At 50.4% G+C, this 25,778-nt stretch carries 18 protein-coding genes and 1 other RNA gene; 17 read left to right on the forward strand and 2 right to left on the reverse strand.

What is annotated here, in order from left to right; translation table 11 throughout:
* Positions 1-225 precede the first annotated feature (225 nt).
* The 9 genes from DW720_RS06330 (at position 226) to DW720_RS06370 (ending at position 11,666) form a co-directional block, all read left to right on the forward strand.
* A complete protein-coding gene (locus DW720_RS06330; protein ID WP_118749386.1) occupies positions 226-1,908 on the forward strand; it encodes a carbon starvation protein A in 1,683 nt (560 codons plus the stop codon).
* 324 nt (positions 1,909-2,232) lie between these two features.
* Positions 2,233-3,240, forward strand: a complete 1,008-nt coding sequence (locus DW720_RS06335; protein WP_022359692.1) for a deoxyguanosinetriphosphate triphosphohydrolase — start codon at positions 2,233-2,235, stop codon at positions 3,238-3,240.
* Positions 3,241-3,250: 10 nt separating this feature from the next.
* Positions 3,251-5,164, forward strand: coding sequence for a DNA primase (gene dnaG / locus DW720_RS06340; RefSeq protein ID WP_118749387.1), 1,914 nt, complete (start codon positions 3,251-3,253; stop codon positions 5,162-5,164).
* 204 nt (positions 5,165-5,368) lie between these two features.
* Positions 5,369-6,484 carry an RNA polymerase sigma factor RpoD gene (gene rpoD, locus DW720_RS06345; RefSeq protein ID WP_022359694.1) on the forward strand — a complete coding sequence of 372 codons (1,116 nt, stop codon included), beginning with the start codon at positions 5,369-5,371 and terminating at the stop codon, positions 6,482-6,484.
* Positions 6,485-6,527: 43 nt separating this feature from the next.
* The gene (locus DW720_RS06350; protein ID WP_117795149.1) at positions 6,528-7,295 is read left to right on the forward strand and encodes a class I SAM-dependent methyltransferase; all 768 of its coding nucleotides are present in this window, start codon (positions 6,528-6,530) and stop codon (positions 7,293-7,295) included.
* Positions 7,282-8,082 carry a Nif3-like dinuclear metal center hexameric protein gene (locus DW720_RS06355; RefSeq protein ID WP_118749388.1) on the forward strand — a complete coding sequence of 267 codons (801 nt, stop codon included), beginning with the start codon at positions 7,282-7,284 and terminating at the stop codon, positions 8,080-8,082. The genes DW720_RS06350 and DW720_RS06355 overlap by 14 nt, the downstream gene beginning before the upstream one ends.
* A 12-nt stretch (positions 8,083-8,094) precedes the next feature.
* A complete protein-coding gene (locus tag DW720_RS06360) occupies positions 8,095-9,747 on the forward strand; it encodes a nucleoside kinase (protein WP_118749389.1) in 1,653 nt (550 codons plus the stop codon).
* A gap of 44 nt (positions 9,748-9,791) precedes the next feature.
* An RNA gene (gene rnpB, locus DW720_RS06365) (RNase P RNA component class A) lies at positions 9,792-10,139 on the forward strand.
* 99 nt (positions 10,140-10,238) lie between these two features.
* Positions 10,239-11,666, forward strand: coding sequence for an alanine/glycine:cation symporter family protein (locus tag DW720_RS06370; RefSeq protein WP_118749390.1), 1,428 nt, complete (start codon positions 10,239-10,241; stop codon positions 11,664-11,666).
* Positions 11,667-11,802: 136 nt separating this feature from the next.
* On the opposite strand, the gene DW720_RS06375 is transcribed toward DW720_RS06370, so the two are convergent.
* Both DW720_RS06375 and pyrB read right to left on the reverse strand, forming a co-directional pair.
* A complete protein-coding gene (locus DW720_RS06375) occupies positions 11,803-12,228 on the reverse strand; it encodes an aspartate carbamoyltransferase regulatory subunit (RefSeq protein WP_022359701.1) in 426 nt (141 codons plus the stop codon).
* Positions 12,222-13,145 carry an aspartate carbamoyltransferase gene (gene pyrB, locus DW720_RS06380; protein ID WP_118749391.1) on the reverse strand — a complete coding sequence of 308 codons (924 nt, stop codon included), beginning with the start codon at positions 13,143-13,145 and terminating at the stop codon, positions 12,222-12,224. The genes DW720_RS06375 and pyrB overlap by 7 nt, the downstream gene beginning before the upstream one ends.
* A gap of 419 nt (positions 13,146-13,564) precedes the next feature.
* Between pyrB and DW720_RS06385 the strand changes: the two genes are divergently transcribed.
* From DW720_RS06385 to DW720_RS06420, 8 genes are all read left to right on the forward strand, one after another.
* Positions 13,565-14,332 (forward strand): ABC transporter ATP-binding protein, encoded by a 768-nt coding sequence (locus DW720_RS06385; RefSeq protein ID WP_118749392.1) that lies wholly within the window; start codon positions 13,565-13,567, stop codon positions 14,330-14,332.
* 155 nt (positions 14,333-14,487) lie between these two features.
* Positions 14,488-16,464, forward strand: coding sequence for a CARDB domain-containing protein (locus DW720_RS06390; RefSeq protein WP_243099710.1), 1,977 nt, complete (start codon positions 14,488-14,490; stop codon positions 16,462-16,464).
* 15 nt (positions 16,465-16,479) lie between these two features.
* Entirely contained in the window at positions 16,480-17,841 is a 1,362-nt protein-coding gene (locus DW720_RS06395; protein WP_118749393.1) for an ABC transporter permease, read from the forward strand.
* A gap of 129 nt (positions 17,842-17,970) precedes the next feature.
* Entirely contained in the window at positions 17,971-18,480 is a 510-nt protein-coding gene (locus DW720_RS06400) for an SEC-C metal-binding domain-containing protein (protein ID WP_022359524.1), read from the forward strand.
* 143 nt (positions 18,481-18,623) lie between these two features.
* Positions 18,624-21,701 carry an insulinase family protein gene (locus DW720_RS06405; protein ID WP_182436522.1) on the forward strand — a complete coding sequence of 1,026 codons (3,078 nt, stop codon included), beginning with the start codon at positions 18,624-18,626 and terminating at the stop codon, positions 21,699-21,701.
* 31 nt (positions 21,702-21,732) lie between these two features.
* The gene (locus tag DW720_RS06410) at positions 21,733-23,418 is read left to right on the forward strand and encodes a GspE/PulE family protein (protein ID WP_118749395.1); all 1,686 of its coding nucleotides are present in this window, start codon (positions 21,733-21,735) and stop codon (positions 23,416-23,418) included.
* A 32-nt stretch (positions 23,419-23,450) separates the two neighbouring features.
* Entirely contained in the window at positions 23,451-24,512 is a 1,062-nt protein-coding gene (locus tag DW720_RS06415; protein WP_118749396.1) for a type IV pilus twitching motility protein PilT, read from the forward strand.
* A 148-nt stretch (positions 24,513-24,660) separates the two neighbouring features.
* Positions 24,661-25,767 (forward strand): stage V sporulation protein AD, encoded by a 1,107-nt coding sequence (locus DW720_RS06420; RefSeq protein WP_118749397.1) that lies wholly within the window; start codon positions 24,661-24,663, stop codon positions 25,765-25,767.
* Positions 25,768-25,778: the final 11 nt, after the last annotated feature.

Below are 25,778 nucleotides of genomic sequence, written 5' to 3' on the forward strand. Positions count from 1 at the left end.
ATAAATGAAATTGTAAATTATATTTAAAGTGTTAATTGAATTTTCTGCTCAAAAGAGTATAATTTATATGGTATAAAATGCAATGAGTATGGCAATAAAAGAACGGGAATACAGAGAGTTACTGGATGGAGCAGGAAAACTGTTTGGATAGAAAATCCGCCTTTGTTATCCGACTGGATAGCAGAGGCGTTTTTTTATAAATAAACAAAGGAAAGAGGTTTAACTATGAGTGGAGTAATGATGATGATAATCGCCATCGTTGTTCTGGGAGGAGCATACCTCCTGTACGGGCGTTATCTCCAGAATAAGTGGGGCATCGATCCGAATGCCAAAACTCCGGCATATGAGATGGAGGATGGTGTCGATTATGTACCGGCTGATACAAACGTTGTGTTTGGTCATCAGTTCGCGTCGATCGCCGGTGCGGGTCCGATCAATGGTCCGATCCAGGCGGCAATTTTTGGCTGGCTTCCGGTCCTGCTTTGGATTTTAATTGGCGGCGTATTTTTCGGCGCCGTTCAGGATTTTGCATCCATGTATGCGTCTGTCAAAAATAAGGGACGTACAATCGGATACATCATCGAAGAGTACATTGGAAAATTAGGAAAGAAATTATTTCTTTTATTCTGCTGGCTGTTCTGTATTCTGGTTGTTGCAGCGTTTGCAGACGTTGTAGCGGGAACATTTAAGGGATTTACGGTCGATGAGGCTGGTGCTGTCACAAAGATAGCGGCAAATGGAGCTGTTGCAACTACTTCTATGTTATTTATCATCGAGGCAGTTGCACTTGGATATTTCCTCAAATATACCAAATTCAACAAATGGATCAACACAGCCGTCGCTATCTTATTACTGGTGGCAGCGATCGCGCTGGGACTGAATTTCCCGGTCTATGTCGATCTTGGAACCTGGCATATTATTATCTTTGTGTACATTCTGATTGCCAGTGTCGCTCCGGTATGGGCACTGCTTCAGCCGCGTGATTATCTGAACAGCTATCTGCTGATCTTTATGATCGTCGGTGCAGTTATCGGTGTATTTGTGGCCAATCCGGCATGTAATTTGAAATCGTTTACAAGCTTTAATGTAAATGGACAGTATATGTTCCCGATTTTATTTGTAACGATTGCCTGTGGCGCAGTTTCCGGTTTCCATTCTCTGGTATCTTCCGGTACTGCATCTAAACAGATCAAAAATGAAAAGAACATGCTTCCAGTTTCGTTTGGCGCAATGCTGATGGAGAGTATGCTTGCTATCATCGCACTGATTGCAGTTGCTTCCTTTGCAGATGGCGAGGCAGCAGCACAGGGACTTACCACCCAGCCGCAGATTTTTGCAGGCGCGATCGCAAACTTTCTTTCCGTAGTTGGTCTGCCGCATTCGCTTGTATTTACATTAATCAACCTGGCGGTATCTGCATTTGCACTGACTTCCCTGGATTCGGTTGCCCGGGTAGGACGTCTGTCGTTCCAGGAATTTTTCATGGATTCGGACACAGACGAGGAAAATATGAGCCCGTTTGTAAAAGTAGTAACCAATAAATATTTTGCAACCATCATCACACTGGTACTCGCGTACCTGCTTACCAAGGTCGGCTATGCAGAGATCTGGCCGTTATTCGGTTCTGCAAACCAGCTGTTATCGGTACTTGCTCTTGTAGCTTGTGCAGTATTCTTAAAGAAAACCAAGCGTCAGGGCTGGATGCTCTGGGTGCCGATGCTGTTCATGATGGCAGTTACCTTTACTGCACTGAGCATGACCATCATAAAGCTCACAAACGCATTTATGACGAGCGGTCTGGATCTGGGAAATACACTGCAGCTTGTATTTGCAGTGCTGCTGTTAATCCTGGGTGTATTAGTAGCAATTCAGGGTATCAAGAAACTGCTTGAAAAAGCGGATAAGTAAAAATAATAAGTGAAAATAAAATGTAGATGAGGTCCATCAGGGACAGCCGTTACGTTTTGTATGTATGATAGCAAAGAGAGGATGTCTGTATTCAAAAGAACAGATGTCTTCTCTTTTTCATTCTAAGCCCCTTTGTTCAATAGATGGAAATAAGTAGTCATAATTCCCCTTCTTTCCACATAAAATAAAAAAAGAAAATAGAAAAAGATCAAAAATCCATGGAAAACCTCTGTCCCAAATTACAAAAATATGATATTATTATAAGATAATGGGCGAACTTTCGAATTTATTCCGTAAATTATTCTGAATAAAGGTGGGATCTGGATGAATATCAGAGAAACGATCGAAAAATGGGAACAGGAAACCCTGAGTCCGTATGCGTCGCTGAGTGCGAATACACGGGGACGGGAGCGGAAAGAACCGCTCTGCGACATCCGGCCAGAGTATCAGCGCGATCGCGACCGTATTCTGCACAGCAAATCGTTCCGGCGTCTGAAACAGAAAACGCAGGTTTTTCTGGCGCCGGAGGGCGACCATTACCGGACGCGCCTGACGCACACGCTGGAAGTATCGCAGATAGCGCGCACGATCGCGAAAGCGCTGCGGCTGAATGAGTCTCTGGCGGAGGCGATCGCGCTGGGGCACGATCTGGGACATACGCCGTTTGGTCATTCGGGGGAGGCGGTGCTCAACCGGCTCTGCAGCGAGGGGTTCGCGCATTATCAGCAGAGTGTCCGTATTGTGGAGGTGCTGGAGCAGAAGGGGCAGGGGCTGAACCTGACCTGGGAGGTTCGCAACGGGATCCTAAACCACCGGACGAGCGGTCATCCGGCGACGCTGGAAGGGAATGTTGTGCGGCTTTCAGATAAAATTGCCTACATAAACCATGATATAGATGATGCGATCCGGGGAAAGATCATGAAGGAAGAGGATTTGCCGCGGGAGTACACGGACATTCTGGGAAACAGTGTGCATGAGCGGCTGAATATCATGATCCACGACATCATCGAGCACAGCCAGGACAAGCCGGAGGTGGCGATGTCACCGGAACGCGAGGAGGCGATGCACGGGCTGCGCCGCTGGATGTTTGACCATGTCTACCATGACGGGATTGCGAAAGCGGAGGAAGGGCGCGCACAGCAGATGATCGAGATGCTGTATGGATATTATATGGCGCATCCGGAGGAACTTCCGGAAGAATCCCACCGGATTATGGAGATGAGAAATGAGACGAAAGAGCGCGCGGTATGCGATTATATCGCGGGTATGACAGATATTTACGCGATTGACCGGTTTAAGGAATTGTTTATTCCGAAAGCCTGGAGCGTATAAGGAGGAAGAAATGTATTATCCGGAAGAGGTAATCGAGGAAGTCAGAATGCGTAGCGACATTGTGGATGTGATTTCCGGATACGTGAAGCTGCAGAAGAAGGGAAGCAACCTGTTTGGACTCTGCCCGTTTCATCATGAGAAATCGCCATCCTTTTCGGTGTCGCCGTCCAAGCAGATGTACCACTGCTTTGGCTGCGGTGTCAGCGGCAATGTGATTACGTTTGTGATGGAATATGAAAATTATTCATTCCGCGAGGCGGTTGAGATGCTGGCGGACCGTTCGGGCGTGAAACTGCCGAAGATGGAATATTCTAAAGAGGCAAAGGCGAAGGCGGACCGCAAGGCGGCGCTTCTGGAGATCAATAAGCTGGCAGCCAATTATTTTTATTACCAGCTCAAGCAGCCGCAGGGAAAGATAGGATATGATTATCTGGTAAAGCGGAAGCTGACGGATGAGACGATCCGGCGGTTCGGACTGGGATTTTCCAATAAAATCAGCGACGATCTGTACCGGTATCTGAAAAGCAAGGGCTATGAGGACGAGCTTTTAAAGGATACGGGGCTGGTGACGATCGAGGAGCGCGGCGCCAGGGACAAGTTCTGGAACCGTGTTATGTTTCCGATCATGGATGTCAACAGCCGGGTGATCGGGTTTGGCGGACGTGTCCTCGGGGACGGGGAACCGAAATACTTAAACTCACCGGAGACGATGCTGTTTGACAAAAGCCGGAATCTATACGGACTTAATTACGCGCGTACTTCGAGAAAGAAATATATGATGCTCTGCGAGGGCTACATGGATGTGATTTCCATGCATCAGGCGGGTTATACGAACGCGGTCGCATCGCTGGGAACGGCGCTGACCGAGCAGCATGCGGCGCTTCTGAAGCGATATACGGATCAGGTCATTCTGACCTACGACAGCGATGGCGCGGGCGTCAAAGCGGCGCTGCGGGCGATTCCGATCCTCAAGCGGGCAGGAATTTCAACCAAGGTATTGAATATGCGTCCGTATAAGGATCCAGATGAATTTATGAAAAACCTGGGAGCAGAGGAGTTTGAAAAGCGGATCGAGACGGCTAGAAACAGCTTTCTCTATGAGATCGATGTGCTGAAAGCCGGTTTTGATATGGAAGATCCGGAGCAGAAGACGGCATTTTACAATCAGACGGCGCGCAAGCTGCTTGAATTTGGCGAGGCGCTGGAGCGGGATAATTATATACAGGCGGTTTCGCGGGAATACTTTATCAATTATGAAGATCTGCGGCGGCTGGTCAACCAGCTCGGAAGCCGGTATGGCGTCGGGGAGACGGCAGCAGGCGGATATGCGGGTCGCTATGGTGATTCATATAGAACCGGAAATACGACTGGTGCGGTACAAAACAGGGAGGTAGGCGGAAGCGTCGGCAGTGCCGGGACAGTGGCGGAAAACCGCGGTGCTGGAAATGCAGAGTTTCCGGGAAATGCGGGACCGGCGGTGAGACCGGTGGGCAGGAAGAAGGAGAAGGACGAGGGCATCCGCCGTTCAGAACGCCTGCTTCTTACATGGCTGATTGAAGAACCATCGCTGTATGCCCGGATCAAGGACATCATCGGACCGGAGGATTTTGTAAAACCACTTTATAAAGAAGCGGCAAAAGCTGTATTTGAGGGTCTGGAAGCTGGAAATGTCAATCCGGCGGCGATTTTGAACCGCTTTATCGACGACGAGGGCAATTATAAAGAAGTCGCGGCGCTTTTCAATGCAAGTCTGGAAGAATCCTTAAACAATGAGGAGCAGAAAAAGGCATTTGCGGAGACGGTGCGCCGGATCAAGAAGAACAGCCTCGACGATCAGATCCGGCGGGCGTCGGATTTGAATGAGCTGCAGCGGCTCATACGGGAACAGGCGGGATTGTCTTCGCTCGTCATTACGTTGGAGTGATTGCGGATTGGGAAAAATTGGGTTACTGTACACGGGTAGGCACTTTTGGAACCGAAAGTGCCGTAAGAAAACGTGGTGGCAGCAGGAATTTGCCGTATTGAAATGCGAAGCCACGGCAAATTCCGTTACTGGACACGTATGCGTGTTCAGTAACAAAATTGGAAATGGTCGGGCAGATTCTGAGGATGGAAGGAAGGACGAACTATGGAAGAGAAAAAAGTTACATTTGAAGAAAAACTCACACAGCTTCTGGAATTGGCAAAAACAAAGAAAAATGTACTGGACAATAAAGAAATATTGAATTATTTCCATGGTGAGATACTGAGCCCGGAACAGCTCGATCAGATCTATGATTTTCTGGAAAATCATCATGTAGATGTTCTCCGGATGGATGACGATGAGGACATGGAGCCAGAACTTTTTGAAGACGGCGAGGAGGAGGAGCCGATCGACGTGGACAACCTGGATCTCAGCATCCCGGATGGCGTCAGCCTCGATGATCCAGTCCGGATGTATCTGAAAGAGATCGGAAAAGTGCCGCTGCTTTCCCCGGAAGAGGAGATTGAACTGGCGAAGCGGATGGAGCTGGGAGATGAAAATGCCAGAAAACGTCTGGCGGAGGCGAATCTGCGCCTGGTTGTCAGCATTGCGAAGCGCTATGTCGGCAGAGGTATGCAGTTCCTTGACCTGATTCAGGAAGGAAATCTGGGTCTTATCAAGGCGGTTGAAAAATATGATTATTCAAAAGGATTTAAGTTCAGCACCTATGCAACCTGGTGGATCCGTCAGGCGATCACGCGCGCGATCGCGGATCAGGCGCGGACGATCCGGATTCCGGTTCACATGGTGGAGACGATCAACCGTCTGATCCGGACTTCCAGACAGCTTTTACAGGAACTTGGACGGGAACCTACCCCGGAGGAGATCGCGGAAAAGATGGAGATGCCGGTTGAGCGTGTGCGGGAGATCATGAAGATTTCACAGGATCCGGTTTCCTTGGAGACACCGATCGGCGAGGAGGAAGACAGTCATCTGGGCGATTTCATTCAGGACGATCATGTGCAGGTTCCGGTCGATGCGGCAACCTATACATTGCTGCATGAACAGCTCATGGAAGTGCTCGATACGCTGACCGAGCGGGAGCAGAAGGTGCTGCGTCTGCGCTTTGGCCTGGACGACGGCAGACCGCGCACGCTCGAAGAGGTAGGACGGCAGTTCAATGTCACCCGCGAGCGGATCCGCCAGATCGAGGCGAAAGCGCTGCGGAAGCTGCGCCATCCGAGCCGGAGCAAAAAATTGAAGGATTATCTGGATGAATGATCTGGAAAGAAGAAATAAAAAGTAGAACACAGGAGAATAAATCATGCGGACAGAAGTAAAACTCTCGAAGCGTCTGGAACGGATCGCTTCTTTTGTACAGCCGGGCAGCCGGGTAGCAGATATCGGCACCGATCACGGTTATGTGCCGATCTGGCTGGTGCAGAAGGGTGTGTGCCCGTCGGCATTGGCGATGGATGTGCGGAAAGGACCGCTGGAGCGGGCGGAAGAACACGTGGAAGAGGTGGGACTTTCCGGAAAAATTGAACTGCGCCTGTCAGATGGACTGGCAAAATTGAAGGCAGGCGAGGCAGACACAGTTGTGATCGCCGGAATGGGCGGAAAACTGACCTGCCGGATTCTGGAACAGGGACGCCATGTGTGGGAGAATTGGAGCGAGGGAAAAGAACGCCTGATTCTGTCGCCGCAGTCGGAGCAGGACGAAGTGCGTCATTTTCTGGAAGAACAGGGATTTTCGATTCTCCGGGAAGCGATGCTGACGGACGAGGGAAAATATTACATAGTGATAGAAGCGGCGCGAGGCACGATGCGGCCGGGGAGAGAGCAGGATTACCGTTTTGGAGCCGATTTGATCCGGAAGAAAGATCCGGTGCTGCTTGCGTATCTGGAGAAAGAAGAGAAGATGACGCGGCAGGTGCTGGCAGGGCTGACAGAAAATGATGCCCAGAACAAGAAGGAAACTTTAGAAGCCAGTGAAGCGGGAGAGACGGCGATCAGCCGCCGAGCAGCGCGCATCAACGAACTGACCGCCTATCTGGCGCTGATAGAGGAGACGAGACATGAAATGCAGTGAGATTATCAAGATCCTGGAAACACTTTCGCCGCGCAGCATGGCATGTGACTGGGACAATCCGGGGCTTTTAGCGGGGCGCAGCGGGAAGGAAGTGAAGACGATCTTTCTGGCGGTAGACGCCACAGATTCTGTGATTGAGCAGGCAGAGCAGGCGGGGGCGGATATGATTTTGACGCACCATCCGCTTATTTTCAAAGGAATCAAGCAGGTGTCCGATCAGAATTTCATCGGCAGAAGAGTCCTGCGGATGATTCAGGATGATATTTCCTACTATGCGATGCACACGAATTTCGACGCAGCGCCGGGCTGCATGGCAGATCTGGCGGCAAAGAAGCTGGGACTGACGGATTGTGAAGTTTTAGAGAAAATGGGAGAGACCGGAGACGGCACTTCCTACGGAATCGGATGCACTGGACGCTTCGAACAGCCGATGACACTGCGGGCAGCTGCCGAGCAGGTCAAGGAGGCATTTGGCCTGCCGTATGCGGCGGTCTTCGGTGAGCTGGACGGTGAGGCAGTGATTCAGAAAGCGGCGGTCTGCCCGGGCGCGGGAGGAAGCACGATGGGAGAGGCACTGGCAGCCGGGGCGCAGGTTTATATCACAGGAGATATCAGCCACCATGAAGGAATCGACGCGGTTGCACAGGGCATGGCGGTCATTGACGCCGGACATTATGGAATTGAACACATTTTTACAGAATTTATGGAGAAATATCTGATGAGGAAGCTGGGTGATGCCGTGAAGGTTGTGCGGGAGAAACCGGCGTTTCCAATCCAGATTGTTTAGGGAGGGGATTACATGCCGGATGTACGGATTGGGAGTGAGATAAAAACATATCCGCAGGGAACCGCCTACGCGGAGATTGCGGAGGAATATCAGAAGAATTACGAGAATGATATTCTTCTGGTCTCGGTAAATGGACGGCTGCGGGAGCTGCATAAAACACTGCAGAAGGACTGCCAGATGGAATTTATCACAGCGGCAGATACGGCTGGCTATCTGGCATATCAGAGAAGTGCCGTCTTTCTGATGATGAAAGCCTTTCAGGATGTGGCAGGCAGGGAAAATGTGAAAAATATCACGGTCTGCTTTTCTGTTGAAAATGGTCTGTATGTGGAGGTGGAAGGCGGGGTAACACTCAGCCAGGAGCTGTTAGACCGTGTGAAAGAGGAGATGAAGCGCCTGTCTGAGCAGGATCTGCCGCTGCAGAAACGGAGTGAAAATACGGATGAGGCGATGGATCATTTCCAGGAGCAGGGAATGTATGACAAAGCGCGTTTGTTCAATTACCGGAGGGCGTCGCGGGTCAATGTTTACCGGCTCGGCGATTATGACGACTATTTCTACGGATATATGGTCATGAGCACCCGGTATCTCAAATATTTTGATTTACAGATGTACGAGGAAGGATTTATCCTGCGTCTGCCGAACAAGAAGCAGCCGAAGGCGATTCAGCCGTTCCATCCGCAGAAAAAACTGTTTGATGTCCAGCAGGAGGCGGAAAAGCTCGGTCACAAGCTCGGTGTGTTTGATGTGGGAACACTCAACGATACGATCGCGCGGGGGCGCATGAACGACCTGATCCTGATGCAGGAGGCGCTGCAGGAAAAGAAGATCGGAGATATTGCGGAGCAGATTTATGAGAGCGGACGCAAACTGATCATGATTGCAGGACCGTCCTCTTCGGGAAAAACGACCTTTTCACACCGTCTGTCGATTCAGCTCGGCGCGCTGGGAATGAAACCGCATCCGATCGCGGTGGACAATTATTTTGTCAACCGTGTGGACAGCCCGCGGGATGAAAATGGAAATTACGATTATGAGGCATTAAACTGCATCGATGTGAAACAGTTTAATGAAGATATGGAAGAACTTCTGGCGGGAAAACGCGTGGAACTGCCGGTTTACAACTTTGTCAAGGGCGAGCGCGAATATAAGGGCGATTTCTTGCAGCTTGGGGCGGAGGATATTCTGGTCATTGAGGGAATCCACTGCCTGAATGATGATTTGTCGTATTCACTGCCGCGTGATAAGAAATTTAAGATCTATATCAGTGCGCTGACCCAGTTAAATATCGACGATCACAACCGAGTTCCGACGACGGACGGACGTCTGATCCGGCGGATGGTCCGTGATGCGAGAACGCGCGGTGCGTCGGCACAGGACACGATCCGGATGTGGGATTCCGTCCGCCGGGGCGAGGAGCGGAATATTTTCCCGTATCAGGAAGAGGCAGATGCGATGTTCAACTCTGCGTTTTTATATGAGCTTTCGGTGCTCAAACAGTATGCGGAGCCGATCTTATATAGTGTTCCGCGTGATTCAGCGGAGTATAACGAGGCGAAGCGGCTGCTCAAATTTCTCGATTATTTTCTAGGTGTCAGCAGCGAACAGGTGCCGCACAATTCGATTGTGCGCGAATTTATCGGTGGAAGCTGTTTTAAAGTATGATTGACTGGACAAATGCCTGAAAATATGGTAGAGTTAGAATGTTTTGAGTAAGACAGATGGTCGCGGCTGCAGAACCGAAAGGCTGCAGGTGAGGAAAGTCCGGGCTTCACAGGGCAGGATGCCAGATAACGTCTGGTGGAGGCGACTCCAAGGATAGTGCAACAGAAATGTACCGCCCGGTTTACCGGGTAAGGGTGGAAGGGCAGTGTAAGAGACTACCGCCCGGCTGGTAACAGCCGGGGCACATGTAAACCCCATCCGAAGCAAGACCGAACAGAGAGCGCAAGGCGGCCCGTCTGCTCTCGGGTAGGTCGCTTGAGCCTGCTGGCGACAGCAGGACTAGATAGATGACCATTCAACGACATAACCCGGCTTACCGTTTTGCTCAAATCATTTAAGGGGGCTGTTGCCGAATGCAGATACCAGAGGGCGTCTTTATTCGGCAGCGGCTCTTTTTTCTATTTACATACAAATGAAAAGGGGGAAACTTTATGTTAGAAGGATTTGCATCACTCGTTGGTGTGATCAGCAACGTCATGTACAGTTATCTGCTGATTATCATGCTGCTGGCGGTCGGACTGTATTTCACACTCCGAAGCCGTTTCGTACAGCTCCGTCTGCTTCCGGAATCAATCCGGGTAGTCGGAGAGAAGACGGACAGCAACTCCGTATCCGCATTTCAGGCGTTGATGGTATCGACGGCGAGCCGTGTAGGCACAGGCAATATCGTAGGTGTAGCCAATGCGATCGCGATTGGCGGTTACGGCGCGGTGTTCTGGATGTGGTTGATTGCGATTGTGGGCGGCGCATCGGCATTTATCGAGAGCACACTGGCGCAGATTTATAAGAAGCGCGACGCGTCCGGCGGAAGCTATGGCGGTCCGTCTTACTATATCGAGGCGGCGCTGAAGAACCGTGCGCTGGGTGTTATCTTCGCGATTGCCCTGATTGCTACTTATGCTGGCGGTTTCAATATGCTGGCGTCCTTTAACCTGATTGACAGTATGTCGAATTACGGTTTTTACCATCAGTTTATGATGGGGGACAAGAGCCTGGTTCCGATGATCGGCGGCGCCATTCTGGCGATTCTGGTCGGCATCTGTATCATGGGCGGCGGAAAACAGATTGTCCGCATTACCGGTGTGCTGGTTCCGTTTATGGGCGTTTTCTACATCCTGATGGCAGTTGCGGTCATGTTCTTAAACATCGGAAGACTACCGGAAGTGTTTGTCAATATTTTCTCCAATGCCTTTGATTTCAAGGCGATCTTCGGCGGATTCGCAGGTTCTGCCATGATGCAGGGAATCAAGAGGGGTCTGTATTCCAACGAGGCGGGTGTTGGTTCTGCACCGAACGCGGCGGCAGCAGCTAATGTCAGCCATCCGGTTAAGCAGGGACTGGTACAGATGCTTTCCGTCTTTATCGATACAATCCTCATCTGTACGGCAACAGCGATGATGTGCCTCTGCACCGGTATCGTTCCGTCCGAAGAACTGAAAGGCGCTCCGTTCGTACAGGAATCTTTGGGAACGGTATTTGGCGTGATTGGACCGTATTTCATTACATTTGCACTTCTTTTATTTGCATTTACGACACTGCTCGGCAACCTGTTCTACTGTGAGGGATGTCTCAACTACATCGCACGCCGTACGCTGAAAAACAAAGAAATGAACGTGTTCCGCCTGTTTGCGGTGGTAGTTGTCTTCATCGGCGCACAGCTCCAGTTCGGTCTGGTATGGGATCTCGCGGATGTCCTCATGGGTATCATGGCGATCATCAACCTGCCGGTTATCGTGATTCTGGGAAATACAGCGCTCAAATGTCTGGACGATTACCAGGCGCAGAAAAAGGAAGGCAAGAATCCGTGCTTCAAGGCTGAGAGTATCGGGCTGGAAGGTAAGACAGAGTTCTGGAATTAAGATGTTCAAGGGTAGGCACTTTTGGAATCTATAATCTGGAAAATAATAAAAAGCCATGAAATCGCTTATGATCTGTAAATCTACAGAAAAGTCGTTCATGGCTTTTTTGATATTCATTTGATATATTCAGAAGAATCTACAGCGAATACTTCTCATCGCAGTACTGGCAGCGGTATACCTCTTTTTCCTCATCCGCGAGATAGAAGATATGCGGAAGCTCCTGCTCGATCGAGGTAATGCAGCGCGGGTTCTTGCAGTGGATGACATTTGTGATTTTTTTCGGCATCTTGACATCTTTTTTCTCTACGATTTTTCCATCCTTGATGATGTTGATCGTGATACGGTGATCGATGTAGCCGAGCACATCAACATTTACCAGATCAAGGCTGCCGTCGATCTTGATGATGTCCTTGCGTCCCATCTTGCTGCTGCGCGCATTTTTGATGATAGCCACCTGGCAGTCCAGCTTGTCCAGCCCCAGTTTAAAGTAAATATCCATACTGCGTCCTGCCTGGATGTGGTCCAGAACAAAACCTTCTTTTAATCCGCTGATATTTAACATGGTTTTTCCACCTCCAGTAAAGTCATGATCAGAGCCATACGGACGTATACGCCGTACTGAACCTGTTTGAAGTAAGCGGCACGCGGGTCGTTGTCCACCTCAACGGAAATCTCATTGACACGCGGAAGCGGATGGAGCACAAACATATCATCACGGGCAAGCTCCATCTTCTTTTTGTCGAGAATGTAGCAGTCCTTCATACGGATGTAATCTTCCTCGTTGAAGAAACGCTCTCTCTGGACACGTGTCATGTAGAGAATATCAAGCTCCGGCATCGCCTCATCCAGGTTTTCAACCTCTTTGTACTCGATTCCCTTTGCATTCAGTGTATCCTCAATGATATAATCCGGGACGCGCAGTTCCGGCGGGGAAATGAGGACGAAACGGATGCCTGTGTAGCGGGACAGCGCATTGATTAAGGAGTGAACCGTGCGTCCGAATTTCAAATCGCCGCACAGACCGACTGTTAAATTGTTCAGGCGTCCTTTTAAAGAACGGATCGTCATCAGATCGGTCAAGGTCTGCGTCGGATGCTGGTGACCGCCGTCGCCGGCATTGATAACCGGGATGGAAGAGTGCAGGGAAGCAACCATCGGCGCACCTTCCTTCGGATGGCGCATCGCGCAGATATCTGCGAAGCAGGAGATAACGCGGATGGTATCTGCCACACTCTCGCCCTTGGAAGCAGAGCTTGAATCGGCAGAAGCAAAGCCAAGAACCCGTCCACCTAAGTTCAGCATAGCAGCCTCAAAACTTAAGCGTGTACGGGTGCTTGGCTCATAAAACAGAGTCGCGATTTTCTTTCCGTCGCAGACGTGTGCATATTTGGCTGGATTGGCTTCGATATCGGAAGCGAGATCCAGAAGCTGGTTGATCTCCTCAACGGAAAAATCCAGTGGATTCAGCAAATGTCTCATTTGATTCTCCTTCTCTATTCGTATTGGCATATTTTTCCCAACTATTATAAAACATTTCTAGATGGATTGCTATAGCTTTTAATGATCTGTGATATAAAAAATATGAATAGGGGGGATAGAAAATATGGACAATGTGATGACGGCTGGAAGATTACCTGCGATGAAATAGGAAATAAAAATGACTTTCCAGGGCAAAATGGATTAGCGTAAGGAACGGTCAGACAGGGAGAAAAATCTGGTAAGAAAAGCGTAAGGAACATTAAGAAAAATAAGGTAGGAGAATTGAAACAAATCCGGTATAATGTAGAAAGAAGAACTGGAATTGCAATGGTTGAAACTTGTATAAATCCAGGTTGTCAGGAATGGATTTCGATGGAATATTCAGGAGCATGAAATAAGTTAGAAAATGGAGAAGGCTGATGGAAGAGCGGAAAGTGCCGGGGAAGAATGAATTCCGGAAACGGGAACCTGTCATACAGGTAAAAAATCTATATAAAGTCTACCGCGTCGGCGAGACGAAGGTATACGCACTGAACGGCGTTGATTTTACGATGTACCGTGGCGAATTCTGTGCGATTGTAGGCACCTCCGGTTCGGGTAAATCTACCTTATTGAATATGCTGGCGGGGCTGGAGAAGCCGACGAAGGGCGAGATTGTCATAGCCGGACAGCACATAGAAAAATTAAACGAGAACCAGCTGGTGGCATTCCGCCGGGAGCGGGTCGGATTTATCTTCCAGTCATATAACCTGCTCGGTACGATGAATGCGGTTGAAAATGTAGCGCTTCCGCTGTCCTTCCGCGGTGTGCCGCGCGGCAGGCGCCGGGAGATGGCGGAAAAATATCTGAAAATGGTCGGACTGGAAAAAGTCGGCGATCATATGCCGAACCAGATGTCCGGCGGGCAGCAGCAGCGTGTCGGCATTGCACGGGCGCTGGTGGTACATCCAGAGATCATTTTTGCAGACGAGCCGACTGGAAACCTGGATTCGCACACGACGATGGATGTGCTGAAACTGATGCAGCAGATCGTCCGGGAACAGAACCAGACGCTGGTTATGGTCACGCATGATAACCATCTGGCGGCGTATGCGGACCGGATCTTCCATATTATCGATGGTAAGATTGTGAAGATAGAGGAGAATCGGCAAATGGGCAAGGAAGATGGGAAAATAGAGGAAATTTAAGAGAGCGAAAGACGGAGCAGATATGAAATAGACAGATAAAAATAGAGTGTTGGCTGTGTCTGGAATTTAGAAGGCTAAAACACAGGAATGCTGACGATAGAATGAGAAATTGATAAAAGCAGCATTTAATGTGAGCGGATATGGAGGTATGAAAAATGAGAGGTATGAGAAAGTGGAAAAGATGGGCGGTGTTTTTGCTGCTTTTTGTGGTGCTGGCGGTGGGAGGAAGCCGGACGGCTCAGGCGGAAATGCTGAACATGACGGATTTTCAGGACAATAATGGAACGATCACGGTCACGAAAGTTCCGCGCGGCAAGGCGGGCAATAAGATTTCGATCAAAATGACGATTCATAATACAGCAGAAAAAGGCGACAACAGCTTCAAGACAATCCGTCTTGCGAATGCGTATGAATATGAGAGATTCATGACAGATTCCTTTGGTGAATCAGATGACGAAGGTGACAGCGGAGATCTGTACTGGTATGACAAATCCTTTCCGTTTGAGGCGGATTCCAACACGTTTAAAAATAAGGCGATCGACATTAAGCCGGGTTCCTCCAAGAGTGTGACTCTGACGTATAAACTGCGCCGGGATCTGTCAGCTGGATATTATCAGGCTTTTTTCTTTATTGATGATAGTTTAAAAGTCGGCGTCAATCTGTGGGTATCCGCCTACGACGGTTCCTCCACCGAGGAAGACGACAACACGAAGCTGGATTACGATTTTTCCATCGGCGATAACCAGCAGACACCGTATGCGGGGTACAATCAGGTCATGGATTTTGGCGTGAACCTGACCAATACGGGACTTAAAAAGGTTTACGATGTCCGCGTGGATATGCAGCTTGACGCAGATATTACGAAATTCCCGTTTGATATCAATGAGGGCAACTATAACCGTAAAATGGGGGATATGGAACCGGGGCAGATGGTGACGGTTCCGTACAGCATGATGGTGCGCGAGGACGTAAAATCGGGCTTTTTCCCGATTCACTATCTGGTTACATACCGCGAAGAAGAGGGCGGCGAGTTTTCGGAGCCGGTGGACAAGGTGTTTTACGTGCGCGTCAAGGGAAAAGATGACGATGAGCTGTCGGCAGATGCGGGCGAGCAGGATCGAACCAAGGCGCGTATCATTGTGGACAGCTTCGAGACGCTCCCGGCAGAGATCTATGCCGGACAGCCGTTTGAACTGCGTGTGCGGATGAAGAATGCGTCTTCGGATGTGGCAGCTTCCAATATTATGTTTACATTTGCTTCGGAAGAAGTTGAAAATACGCCGATCTTTACATCCGAGAGCGGTTCCACCTCCGTAGTTGTCAATAACATGGCGCCGGGGGCGACGGCGGATCTCTCGATGGTGTTCAAGGCGGCGCCGACGGCGGAACAGAAATCATACCGCATGACGATTCAGGAGCAGTACGACAGCCCGGAATTTAAAAATGCCAAGGAAGAAGTCAAAATTGCCCTCCCGGTCAAGCAGGAGCCGCGGCTGAACACCAGCACGATCGATGTGATGCCGGATGCGATCGAGGTTGGTTCTGAGACGAATGTCATGTTTGGCATCAACAACACCGGAAAAGTAATTCTTTACAATGTTATGGCGCGTTTTGAGGCAGATTCTATCCAACCAGCTGACTCTTACGTGGGAAATATCAAGCCGGGCGAAACCGGCAATGTCGATACGATGCTGACCGCGATTGCGCCGACAACCGATGATGGAAAAGTGAAGATTATCATTTCCTATGAGGATGAAAATGGAGTCGTTTCAGAGACTGAAAAAGAAATGCTTCTGAACGTGAGTGAGGCGTTTTCCGATGACGGGATGGACGGCATGGATGGAATGGACAACGGCATGGATGCAGATGCCGATGCGGCGCAAGCGGGCGGCGCTGGGCGGATCGCTCCGATGCTTGTGATCGCTGCGCTGGTGGGCGCAGGTGTCGGTGTAGTTGTCTGGAAGAGGAAAAAGAAGAAAATAGCAGAAGAAAAGGCGCTTGAAGGCGAATTAGAAGAGGAACTGGACAATGAGCTGGGCGAGCCGGAAATGACGACAGCAGATGTATCGGAAGACGAAACAAAGGACGTTGAAAAAGAACAAAACGATCATCTGAAAAGGAAGAAAAAATAGAAAGGACCGGTGAAAATGAGATTCAGTGATCTGCTGACGATGAGCGTCAACAACCTGTTTCGCAGAAAGCTCCGTACCTTTCTGACGGTTCTGGGAGTCGTGATTGGTACGGCATCGATCGTTGTCATGGTTTCCATCGGAATAGGACTGAAAGAATTTACCATCAAACAGTATTCTTCCTATGGAAGCCTGACCGCGATTCAGGTGTATAATTATGACAATGGAAATTCCAGCGATAAGAAAAATCCAGAGGACAGCTTCATGACGGATGAGACGATGAAGACATTTGAGAAAATTCCGCATGTGACAAGTGCTTATCCGGATCTGAACCTGAATGTGATTATGCGTCAGGGTGTCTACGAGGGAAATGTGCAGCTGCATGGGATCCCCTTGGGAGCAATGAAGAATATCAAGCTGGGGGAAGGAAGTCTGCCGACTGCCGAAACGAAGGATATGGAGATGGTGGTCGGAAACATGGTCGCGCAGAATTTCAGCAACGCTAAGACGGGAAAAGGCTATTGGGACACCGGAGAGATGCCGGATATCGATTTTATCAATAAGCCGATGTTCACGATCTTTGACACGGATGCCTACTATCAGTCTAAGAGCAATTCCGGCGGTGATGACGGCAGCCAGAAGGTGGCGGCTCCGAAGAAATATATGCTGAAAACCGCCGGTCTGGTCGCAGGCGGACCGGATGAGTGGAGTGATTATAGCTACGGCGTCTACGTTGATCTGGATAAGCTCAAGACACAGCTAAAACAGATGTTCAAGAAAAAGCCGATTCCGGGTCAGCCGACCAATAAAAAAGGAAAACCGTACAATTATTTTGTATATGAGGAAGCGACGGTCAATGTGGACGATATGGATCATGTAATAGAGGTACAGAAAGCCATCAGCAACATGGGCTATGAGGCAAACAGCCAGATGGAATGGCTGGAACAGTCCAAACAGCAGTCCAACATGATCCAGGCAGCCCTCGGCGGCATCGGCGCCGTTTCTCTGCTGGTAGCTGCGATCGGCATTGCCAACACGATGATGATGTCCATCTATGAGCGGACGAAGGAGATTGGCGTGCTGAAAGTGTTAGGATGTTCCCTTGCAACTATCCGAAATATGTTTCTGATCGAGGCAGGTTTTATCGGTTTCATGGGAGGACTCATCGGACTGGCGCTGAGTTTTATGGTTTCCGTGCTGATCAACCAGTTTCTGGCAGCGACTTTTTTATATGGAATGGATGGAAAACTGTCCGTGATCCCGATCTGGCTGGCAGTTCCGTCGGTCGGATTTGCCGTCATCATCGGCATGGCGGCCGGATTCTTCCCGGCGATGCGCGCAATGAAGCTGAGTCCGTTGGCGGCGATACGGAATGAGTGATACGTTTGATTATGCGATAAAATAGGCAGATGCCAGTTTTCCTCCTTGCAAATCCCCCCAACTTGTTATATACTTAAATATACTATGTTATTATAGTAATGAAAGAACGAAAAAAGGAAGGAATTACCGATGACACTGTTAGAAAATTGGCGCAATCTGGCATATGGTGACGGGCTGGATGATAAAAAGAAAGAGGAACTCTGGTCTGGATATTTTACGATTGAGAAAGGCATTTACGAGCAGATTCTTGCAAACCCGACTGAGGTTGTAGAAGGTACCGTTAAGGAACTGGCTGAGAAGTATGATACCGAAGTTATGATCATGACCGGTTTCCTGGATGGAATCAATGAGAGCTTAAAGGGCTATGAGAACCCGATCGAGACCATGGATGAGGATACCAAGGTTAAGATTGAGATCGACCCGGAGAAGTTATATTACAACATGGTAGAGGCAAAGGCTACCTGGCTGTATGAGCTTCCGCAGTGGGATGCAATCCTGACTGAGGAGAGAAGAACAGAGCTGTACCGCGAGCAGAAGGCATCTGGCACAGTACGCAATACACATAAGATTTACCCGAACGATCCGTGTCCATGCGGAAGCGGTAAGAAATATAAGAAGTGCTGCGGAAAGAATAAATAATAGATTTATGAATCAGAGAAGCACATCCGGAACACAGAGTGAACCGGATGTGCTTTTTTCTATGGAAATATAGGACGTGCTCTTGTATAATAGATATAGAGAAAAGACAGCAGACGAATGATGGCAGGAGGCATGATAAAAGAATGGCAGGTACAAAGCAGTGGAGGGCGGCAGATGGGAGACTACAGCCGGGATTTCAGACAGCAGGTTTTACATTGAAACAGGTGGGAAAACTGCAGGCGCTGGGAGCGCAGACACTGTATTTTGAACATGAGAAAAGCGGGGTGTCCCTGTTTTATATCAGAAATAAAGATACAAACCGGGGATTCTCGATTTCCTATCGGACACCGCATCTGGATGAGACGGACACGAATCATGTGTTTGAGCATTCGGTACTTGCTTCCTCTGATAAATATCCGAGTAAGGATATTTTTTTTGATCTTTGCAGCAAGACATACCACACATTTGTAAATGCATTTACCTATATACCATTTACGGCATATCCGGTGTGCAGCCAGAGCGAGGAACAGCTGCTTAAGATGGCAGATGTGTATTTAAGCTGCATGAAAGCGCCGGGAATCCGGCGGGAACGCCGCTTTTTTGACCGTGAAGCGGTTCGCTATGAGCTGCGCGACCGCAAAAGCCCGATTACGCTGGCAGGAACGGTGTACAGCGAGGATTTCGGCATGCTGAATGATACAGATAATGAGGCACTGCGGAATGTTTTGCGGGCGCTGTATCCGGGGGAGACGGCGGCAAATGCGAATGGACAGGCGCACCGTTTTTATAAGGATCTGACGTATGAACATACGATGGAGATGTATGATCGATTTTATCGGTTCGATAATGCTCTGATTTTGTTGTATGGGGATCTGGACTGGAAACGGTTTCTGGCATTCCTGGATAAAGAGTATCTGTGTGATGCAAAGAAAAGCTATGGAAAAGAAGACGGATGGAGTTTCCAGTCAGGCAGCGGGCGACAGGAAAAACAGGAAATGCAGAATACAGGGATGAGTGCGTGTTACAGCCCCGAGCCAGATGGTTTGGAAAATGGGGGAGAATCATTCTTCCGTCAGGCAACCGTTCCCAGTCCTGCTTACCGGGGAGACGCATCGGAGAATGCGGCGGTGGTATCGTATGCGATGGATCTGAGCGGCATTTCATGGGAAAAGCTGATCCAGTACAGCATCATTGCGGGAATGATGAATGTGGATGGATCGGTTTTCAGGGAAAAGCTGCGGACGGCGGGCATCCATTGTGATGCGAGCGCATCGGTGATGATGGAGGCAGAAAAGCCATTTTTTGTTTTCGAAATGACAGACAGCAGTCCGAAGGATGCAGAACGGTTCCGGCAGGTGTCGGATGAGACATTGTGCGAGATGCAGGAGCGCGGGATCGACCCGTCAGTGGTGGAGACGGCGCTCAAGGCGCGGGCGATACATGATTATACGGCAGGCGAAGATACGGATGTATTTGCGGATTCGATCGTGCCGGAAGTCAGCCTGAAATGGGCACTGACGGGCGATGCGGATGTGTATGCGGATGAGGCGGCAGCCTATGATTCTCTGGATGCAGGGACGGCACAGGCGGAGATTCGTCGGTTTGCGGCAGAGCTTGGCGCGGCGAAGCGGCGGGTTCTTGTCACGACGGTTCCGACGCCGGGGATGGCAGAGGCGATGGAGCAGGAGCGCGACGCGTATCTGGCGCAGATGAAGGCGGAGATGAGCGAGGCAGAGCTGGATGCGCTGATTGCGAAGACCCTGGATTTTGATGTGTGGAATGCGTCGGAGTGTTCGAATGCGGATTTTATGATCCGGGTCGATGAGCTTCCGCCGCCGGAAGAGACGCCGGAATATCAGATATATGAGATAAATGGGATTTCGGTCTATGAATCGCCGTCGGATCTGGAGGCGATCAGCTATAACCGCTTATACCTGGATTTGAGCGGCGTGCCGGAAGAGGACCGCTTTTATATTCCTTTATATACAATGTTTGTTTCAGAGCTTGAAAATGCCCGGTATGGCAGAATGGAAAAGGAAAATCAGATTGAGCGCTATCTGCATGATTTTTCCATGAATGAGGGACATCCGGAGGTTCGGGCGGGACGAAACAGCCATCCGACGCTGGCGGTCAGCTGGTACGGGATGGCGGAAGATTATGAAGAGAGCCTGTATGTCCTGTTGGAACTCTTATCACATCCACTGTGGAGAGATAAGAATGCGGTTCTTCAGGCACTGGATGAGACGATTCCGTCCTGTGATGAGTCGCGCAGTGATGCGTATTCGCTGGCGGTGCGTCTGGCGGCATCTGGCTATAGCATCAATACGCGGTATCAGGAATATGTCGGCGGACAGGCGTTTTATGAGTTTTTGAAAAAACTGCGCGGGCGACTGGAACAGGAGGATGCAGCGATCTTCCAGCTGGCAGAGAAGATGGAGGAGGTGCGCGACCGCATCCTGCATGGAACAGCGGTGACGATCCTTCATGTTGCACCGAGGGAAAATCTGGAATGGATGCGGAACTGTGCAGGGCGGATTCTGGGAAATCTGCGGGGAGAACAGATGCCAGACCATGAGAATAAAACGGAAAACAGAGGGGAAAATGCTGGGTATACTTTCCCGGTTCCGGCGCGCAGGGAGGCGGTAATTGTGGAGAGCTCCAGCCAGTATACCGTCTTTTCGGCAGAGCTGAGCGCTGTAGATGGATTTTCCGGGCGGATTCTTCCGTATGTAAATGCGCTGGATGACCGGTATTTTGTGCCGCAGCTCCGTTTTCAAGGCGGCGCCTACAGCGCGTCGTTTGCATTTACGCCGACGATGGACCGGATCGTGGCGAGTACATACCGGGATCCGAAGGTCAGTGAGACGATCGAGGCGATCCGGGCGGCAGCGGGTGTATTGGAAAAACTGCAGCTTTCGGAGGCAGATCGGAATGGCTATATTTTAAGCAGTTACGGCAATGCGACGGCGCCGTGCGGATGCCTGGGACGGCGGATGGCAGCGATGCAGTATGCGTACAATGGCCTGGATATTGTACAGATCCGTCGTTGGACAGAGGAGATCCGTAAGACGACCGCAGAGGATCAGAAAGAGGCGGCGCGGATCATCCGGCGGCTTTTGGAAGAAGCGTGGATTGTGACGACTGGAAATCAGACGGCGATCGAGATGGATCGGGACTGCTTTGACCGGATCCGGGATTTCCGCAGTAAAATGGCTGAATAACCAGATCCATATTTATAGGGAGGTAGAGAGAATGCGTACAAAGCGATTGGGAGACATGCTTTTGGAGCTGGGACTGATCACAGAAGGGCAGCTTAAAGAGGCGCTTGACTATCAGGCGAAGGAGAAAGAACGTCTGGGAACAACGCTGATCAAGCATCATTATATCACGGAAGGTCAGCTGATCGATGCGCTTCGCATGCAGCTGGGCATTGACTATATTGATTTGACGCGGGTCGATATCAGCCCGGAACTGTCGCGTTTTGTGCCGAAAAACCTGGCAAAGAAGATGACGATCGTACCGGTGCGTATTTCCAAAGACCAGCTCTATCTGGCAATGGCGGATCCGCTGAACTTCATGGCGATTGAGGAAGCACAGCATACTTCCAAAAAGAAAATTGTGCCGATGATCGCCTCTGAACCGGCGGTGAAGCGTGCGATCAATATTTTGTATGGCAACGAGGGCGCGGCAGAAGCGATGGCGCAGATGCAGGCAGAGACGGCAGCGGCACAAGAGGCGCGTCAGGGGCAGACGGCGGCAAGAGAAGGACAGGAAAATGTGACGCCGATGATCCGCCTGGTCAATTCGATTATTGAGCGCGCCATTTCGGAAAATGCTTCGGATATCCATTTTGAGCCGACGGAGGAGGAGATGGTCGTCAGGATGCGTATCGACGGGCAGCTTCATCGGATCATGACGATCCCGTCGGAACTCAAGGATTCGGTCATTTCGAGGCTTAAAATCATGTCCCAGCTCGATATCGTCGAAAAAAGAATTCCGCAGGATGGTCGTGCGGTGATGCATTTAAGGGGAAAAGATATTGATATGCGTATATCCACCCTTCCGACCCTGTATGGAGAAAAAGTGGTTATCCGTATTCTGAAACGAAATGAGGAGACGCTGAACCGCCGCGGTATCGGTATTCCGGCAGTGGAGGATGCAAAGATTGATACACTTTTAGGGCTTACTTCCGGAGTTATCATGATTGTAGGACCGACTGGTTCAGGTAAATCTTCGACGATGTATACGCTGATCCGCGAACTTCTTTCGGATCGGACCAACCTGATTACACTGGAGGATCCGGTGGAATACCATATCAAAGGCGCGACACAGGTGCAGATCAATGAAAAAGTGGGGCTGACCTTTGCATCGGGTCTGCGCTCAGTTCTGCGTCAGGATCCGGATATCATCTGCGTCGGCGAGATCCGTGACGGTGAGACGGCAGAGATCGCGATGCGTGCGGCAATGACGGGACATCTCGTTATCACCACGATTCATACGGAAGATGCGATCTCGGCGATTGACCGTCTGCGAGATATGGGCGTGGCGTCATACCTGATTGCGGCGGGACTGCGAGGCGTTATTTCCCAGCGGCTGCTGAGGAAAATCTGTTTGAACTGCAAAACCCAGATTCAGCCGCCGAAAAAAGCGCTTGAGATGGCAGGAATCTCGGAGAACCCTGGAAAATTATACTGGCAGGGAGCCGGATGCGATCAGTGCTTCAATTCGGGATACCGGGGCAGAATCGGTGTGTTTGAGGTAATGCTGATTCAGGAGGAGCTGCGCCGGTGCATTCTGGAAGGAGCTGACCGGACACGTTTCTTAGAGGCAGCCAGAAGAGCGAGCCAGTATGTTCCGATGCTGGAACACGCGCAGAAGCTGGTAGAAGAGGGTGTTTCGACGGTGGACGAGGTGATCCGGACGCTGCTGGCACTGTAAATGGTTCAGAAAGAGAAGAGGAGACAGATGATATGTATGGAATCGAGGAATTAATCGCGCTGGCAGCTGAAAAAAGGGCATCGGATGTGCATCTGATTGCAGGGCTGCCGCCAAAATGCAGAATTGACGGCAGAATCGAGACGCTGACGGATGGCGGGCTGACGCGTGAGGATTGTGAGGAATATGGACGCCAGCTGGCAGGCAATGCGGCAGATCAGATCGAGGCGATCGGACAGCTGGATTTTAGTGCTTCGTTTGCGGGACGGCGTCTCCGTGTGAATCTGTTCCGGCAGCAGGCCGCGCTCTCTGCGGCGATCCGTCTTCTGAGCAGTACGATTCCGAACCTGTCGGAGCTGGGGCTTCCGGAAGCAGTGAATCAGTTTTCAAGCTGGAATAAAGGCATTATTCTGGTAACCGGCGAGACGGGAAGCGGCAAGTCAACGACGCTGGCGGCAATTTTAAATGAGATCAACCAGAATCGTCCGCTCCATATGATTACGCTGGAAGACCCGATCGAGTATGTCTATGAACCGGCGCAGGCGATCATCAACCAGCGCGAGGTGGGCGTGGACGTAGAGAGCTATGATAAGGGGCTTTATGCGGCGCTCCGTGAGGACCCGGATGTCATTCTGATTGGAGAAATGCGTGATCCGGCGACGATCGAGACGGCACTGATGGCGGCGGAGACGGGACATCTTGTTTTTTCCACCATTCATACCAATTCGGCAATCGACAGCATTGACCGGATTGTGGGTGTTTTTCCAGAGGATAAACAGCCGCAGATCCGGACGCAGATCTCGATGACGCTGCGGGCGGTGCTGTCACAGCAGCTGGTTCCGAGGGCGGGCGGTCAGGGCAGGGCAGCAGCTTGTGAGCTTATGATGCTCACGCCGGCGATCCGGAATCTGATCCGTGATGGAAAAACACCGCAGATGCAGAGCTATCTGCTTTCTAGTGCAAAAGAGGGCTCTATTACGATGGATAATTTTCTGATCCGTATGGCGAAAGAGGGCGTGATCACACCGCAGACGGCAGTCGATGCATCCCAGAACCCGCAGGAACTGAGAGAGAAACTGGCGGCGGTGCAGTATTAATAATATGGTAAAAACGGGTGAATGAAGCCTGCGAGGAATGCAGATTACTAGAAAACATAAAAATGTATGTTTGTGTAAATACTGAGATTGTAGCGAAAGTTTGAACAGTATATTTTTGACAATGTTTTTATGTTTCAGGAGGAGTTTTATGCAGGCAGGTAAATCAAGCATCCAGTTTGAGCATCCGCCCATCATCACATCGGCGGCATCGATCGTGGGGCAGACGGAAGGCGAGGGACCGCTGGCTAGTTTTTTTGACCGGGTGGAGCCGGATCCGACGTTTGGGAAAAAGTCGTGGGAGGAGGCGGAGAGTGAATTGCAGCGCCAGACGGTGCAGAAATGTCTGGATAAGGCGGGCAGACAGGCGGCGGATGTGAATTGCCTGTTTGCGGGAGACCTGTTGGGACAGATTGTGGCGTCCTCGTTTGGCGTGGAGTCGTTTGATATCCCGTTTTTCGGGCTTTACGGCGCCTGCTCGACGATGGGGGAGGCGATGATTCTGGGGGCGATGGCAGCAGGGGCTGGCTATGCGGACCGGGTTCTGGCGCTGGCGTCGAGCCATTTTGCCTCGGCAGAACGGCAGTTCCGGTTTCCGCTGGCGTATGGGAATCAGAGACCGCAGTCCACAACCTGGACGGTGACCGGGTGCGGGTGTGTGATGATCGAGGGAAATGAGAAAAATGAAGGGAAAGATGGGCGCAGAGCGAAAGAAAATGCGTCAGAATCACTGAAAAATGCTGGACAGGAAAAATTGCATCCCAAATTTCAACCTTGTATCCCAGCTGCCACCCCCGGAAAGATCGTCGATATGCAGATGCGCGATTCCATGAACATGGGGGCGGCAATGGCGGTGGCGGCGGTAGACACAATCTTGCAAAATTTCCGTGATTTTAACCGGAAACCATCTGACTATGACCGGATCATCACTGGCGATCTGGGAATGGTGGGGAAGGAAATCCTGCTTGATTTTATGCGCGAGGCAGGACAGGATATTTCCAGCATCCATATGGACTGCGGGATCGAAATGTTTGACCCGAAGACGCAGGATACCCATTCGGGCGGGAGCGGCTGTGGTTGCTCGGCGGCGGTGCTGTGCGGCTATATTCTTCCGAAAATACAGGCGGGTGAGTGGAAACGCGTCCTGTTTGTGCCGACCGGGGCGCTGCTGTCCCAGATCAGCTTTAATGAGGGGCAGAATGTGCCGGGGATTGCCCATGGAGTGGTGCTTGAGGGAAAAGAATCGTTCGGTGAATGATAGGTATTTGC

The sequence above is a fragment of the Clostridium sp. AM27-28 genome, assembly GCF_003480955.1.
GTDB lineage: Bacteria > Bacillota > Clostridia > Lachnospirales > Lachnospiraceae > Otoolea > Otoolea fessa.

What these genes read in the sequence shown, in the direction of transcription:
- DW720_RS06330 (WP_118749386.1), top strand. Translation starts at nt 226, where the DNA reads ATGAGTGGAGTAATGATGATGATAATCGCCATCGTTGTTCTGGGAGGA.
- DW720_RS06335 (WP_022359692.1), top strand. Translation starts at nt 2,233, where the DNA reads ATGAATATCAGAGAAACGATCGAAAAATGGGAACAGGAAACCCTGAGT.
- dnaG (WP_118749387.1), top strand. Translation starts at nt 3,251, where the DNA reads ATGTATTATCCGGAAGAGGTAATCGAGGAAGTCAGAATGCGTAGCGAC.
- rpoD (WP_022359694.1), top strand. Translation starts at nt 5,369, where the DNA reads ATGGAAGAGAAAAAAGTTACATTTGAAGAAAAACTCACACAGCTTCTG.
- DW720_RS06350 (WP_117795149.1), top strand. Translation starts at nt 6,528, where the DNA reads ATGCGGACAGAAGTAAAACTCTCGAAGCGTCTGGAACGGATCGCTTCT.
- DW720_RS06355 (WP_118749388.1), top strand. Translation starts at nt 7,282, where the DNA reads ATGAAATGCAGTGAGATTATCAAGATCCTGGAAACACTTTCGCCGCGC.
- DW720_RS06360 (WP_118749389.1), top strand. Translation starts at nt 8,095, where the DNA reads ATGCCGGATGTACGGATTGGGAGTGAGATAAAAACATATCCGCAGGGA.
- DW720_RS06370 (WP_118749390.1), top strand. Translation starts at nt 10,239, where the DNA reads ATGTTAGAAGGATTTGCATCACTCGTTGGTGTGATCAGCAACGTCATG.
- DW720_RS06375 (WP_022359701.1), bottom strand. Translation starts at nt 12,228, where the DNA reads ATGTTAAATATCAGCGGATTAAAAGAAGGTTTTGTTCTGGACCACATC.
- pyrB (WP_118749391.1), bottom strand. Translation starts at nt 13,145, where the DNA reads ATGAGACATTTGCTGAATCCACTGGATTTTTCCGTTGAGGAGATCAAC.
- DW720_RS06385 (WP_118749392.1), top strand. Translation starts at nt 13,565, where the DNA reads ATGGAAGAGCGGAAAGTGCCGGGGAAGAATGAATTCCGGAAACGGGAA.
- DW720_RS06390 (WP_243099710.1), top strand. Translation starts at nt 14,488, where the DNA reads ATGAGAGGTATGAGAAAGTGGAAAAGATGGGCGGTGTTTTTGCTGCTT.
- DW720_RS06395 (WP_118749393.1), top strand. Translation starts at nt 16,480, where the DNA reads ATGAGATTCAGTGATCTGCTGACGATGAGCGTCAACAACCTGTTTCGC.
- DW720_RS06400 (WP_022359524.1), top strand. Translation starts at nt 17,971, where the DNA reads ATGACACTGTTAGAAAATTGGCGCAATCTGGCATATGGTGACGGGCTG.
- DW720_RS06405 (WP_182436522.1), top strand. Translation starts at nt 18,624, where the DNA reads ATGGCAGGTACAAAGCAGTGGAGGGCGGCAGATGGGAGACTACAGCCG.
- DW720_RS06410 (WP_118749395.1), top strand. Translation starts at nt 21,733, where the DNA reads ATGCGTACAAAGCGATTGGGAGACATGCTTTTGGAGCTGGGACTGATC.
- DW720_RS06415 (WP_118749396.1), top strand. Translation starts at nt 23,451, where the DNA reads ATGTATGGAATCGAGGAATTAATCGCGCTGGCAGCTGAAAAAAGGGCA.
- DW720_RS06420 (WP_118749397.1), top strand. Translation starts at nt 24,661, where the DNA reads ATGCAGGCAGGTAAATCAAGCATCCAGTTTGAGCATCCGCCCATCATC.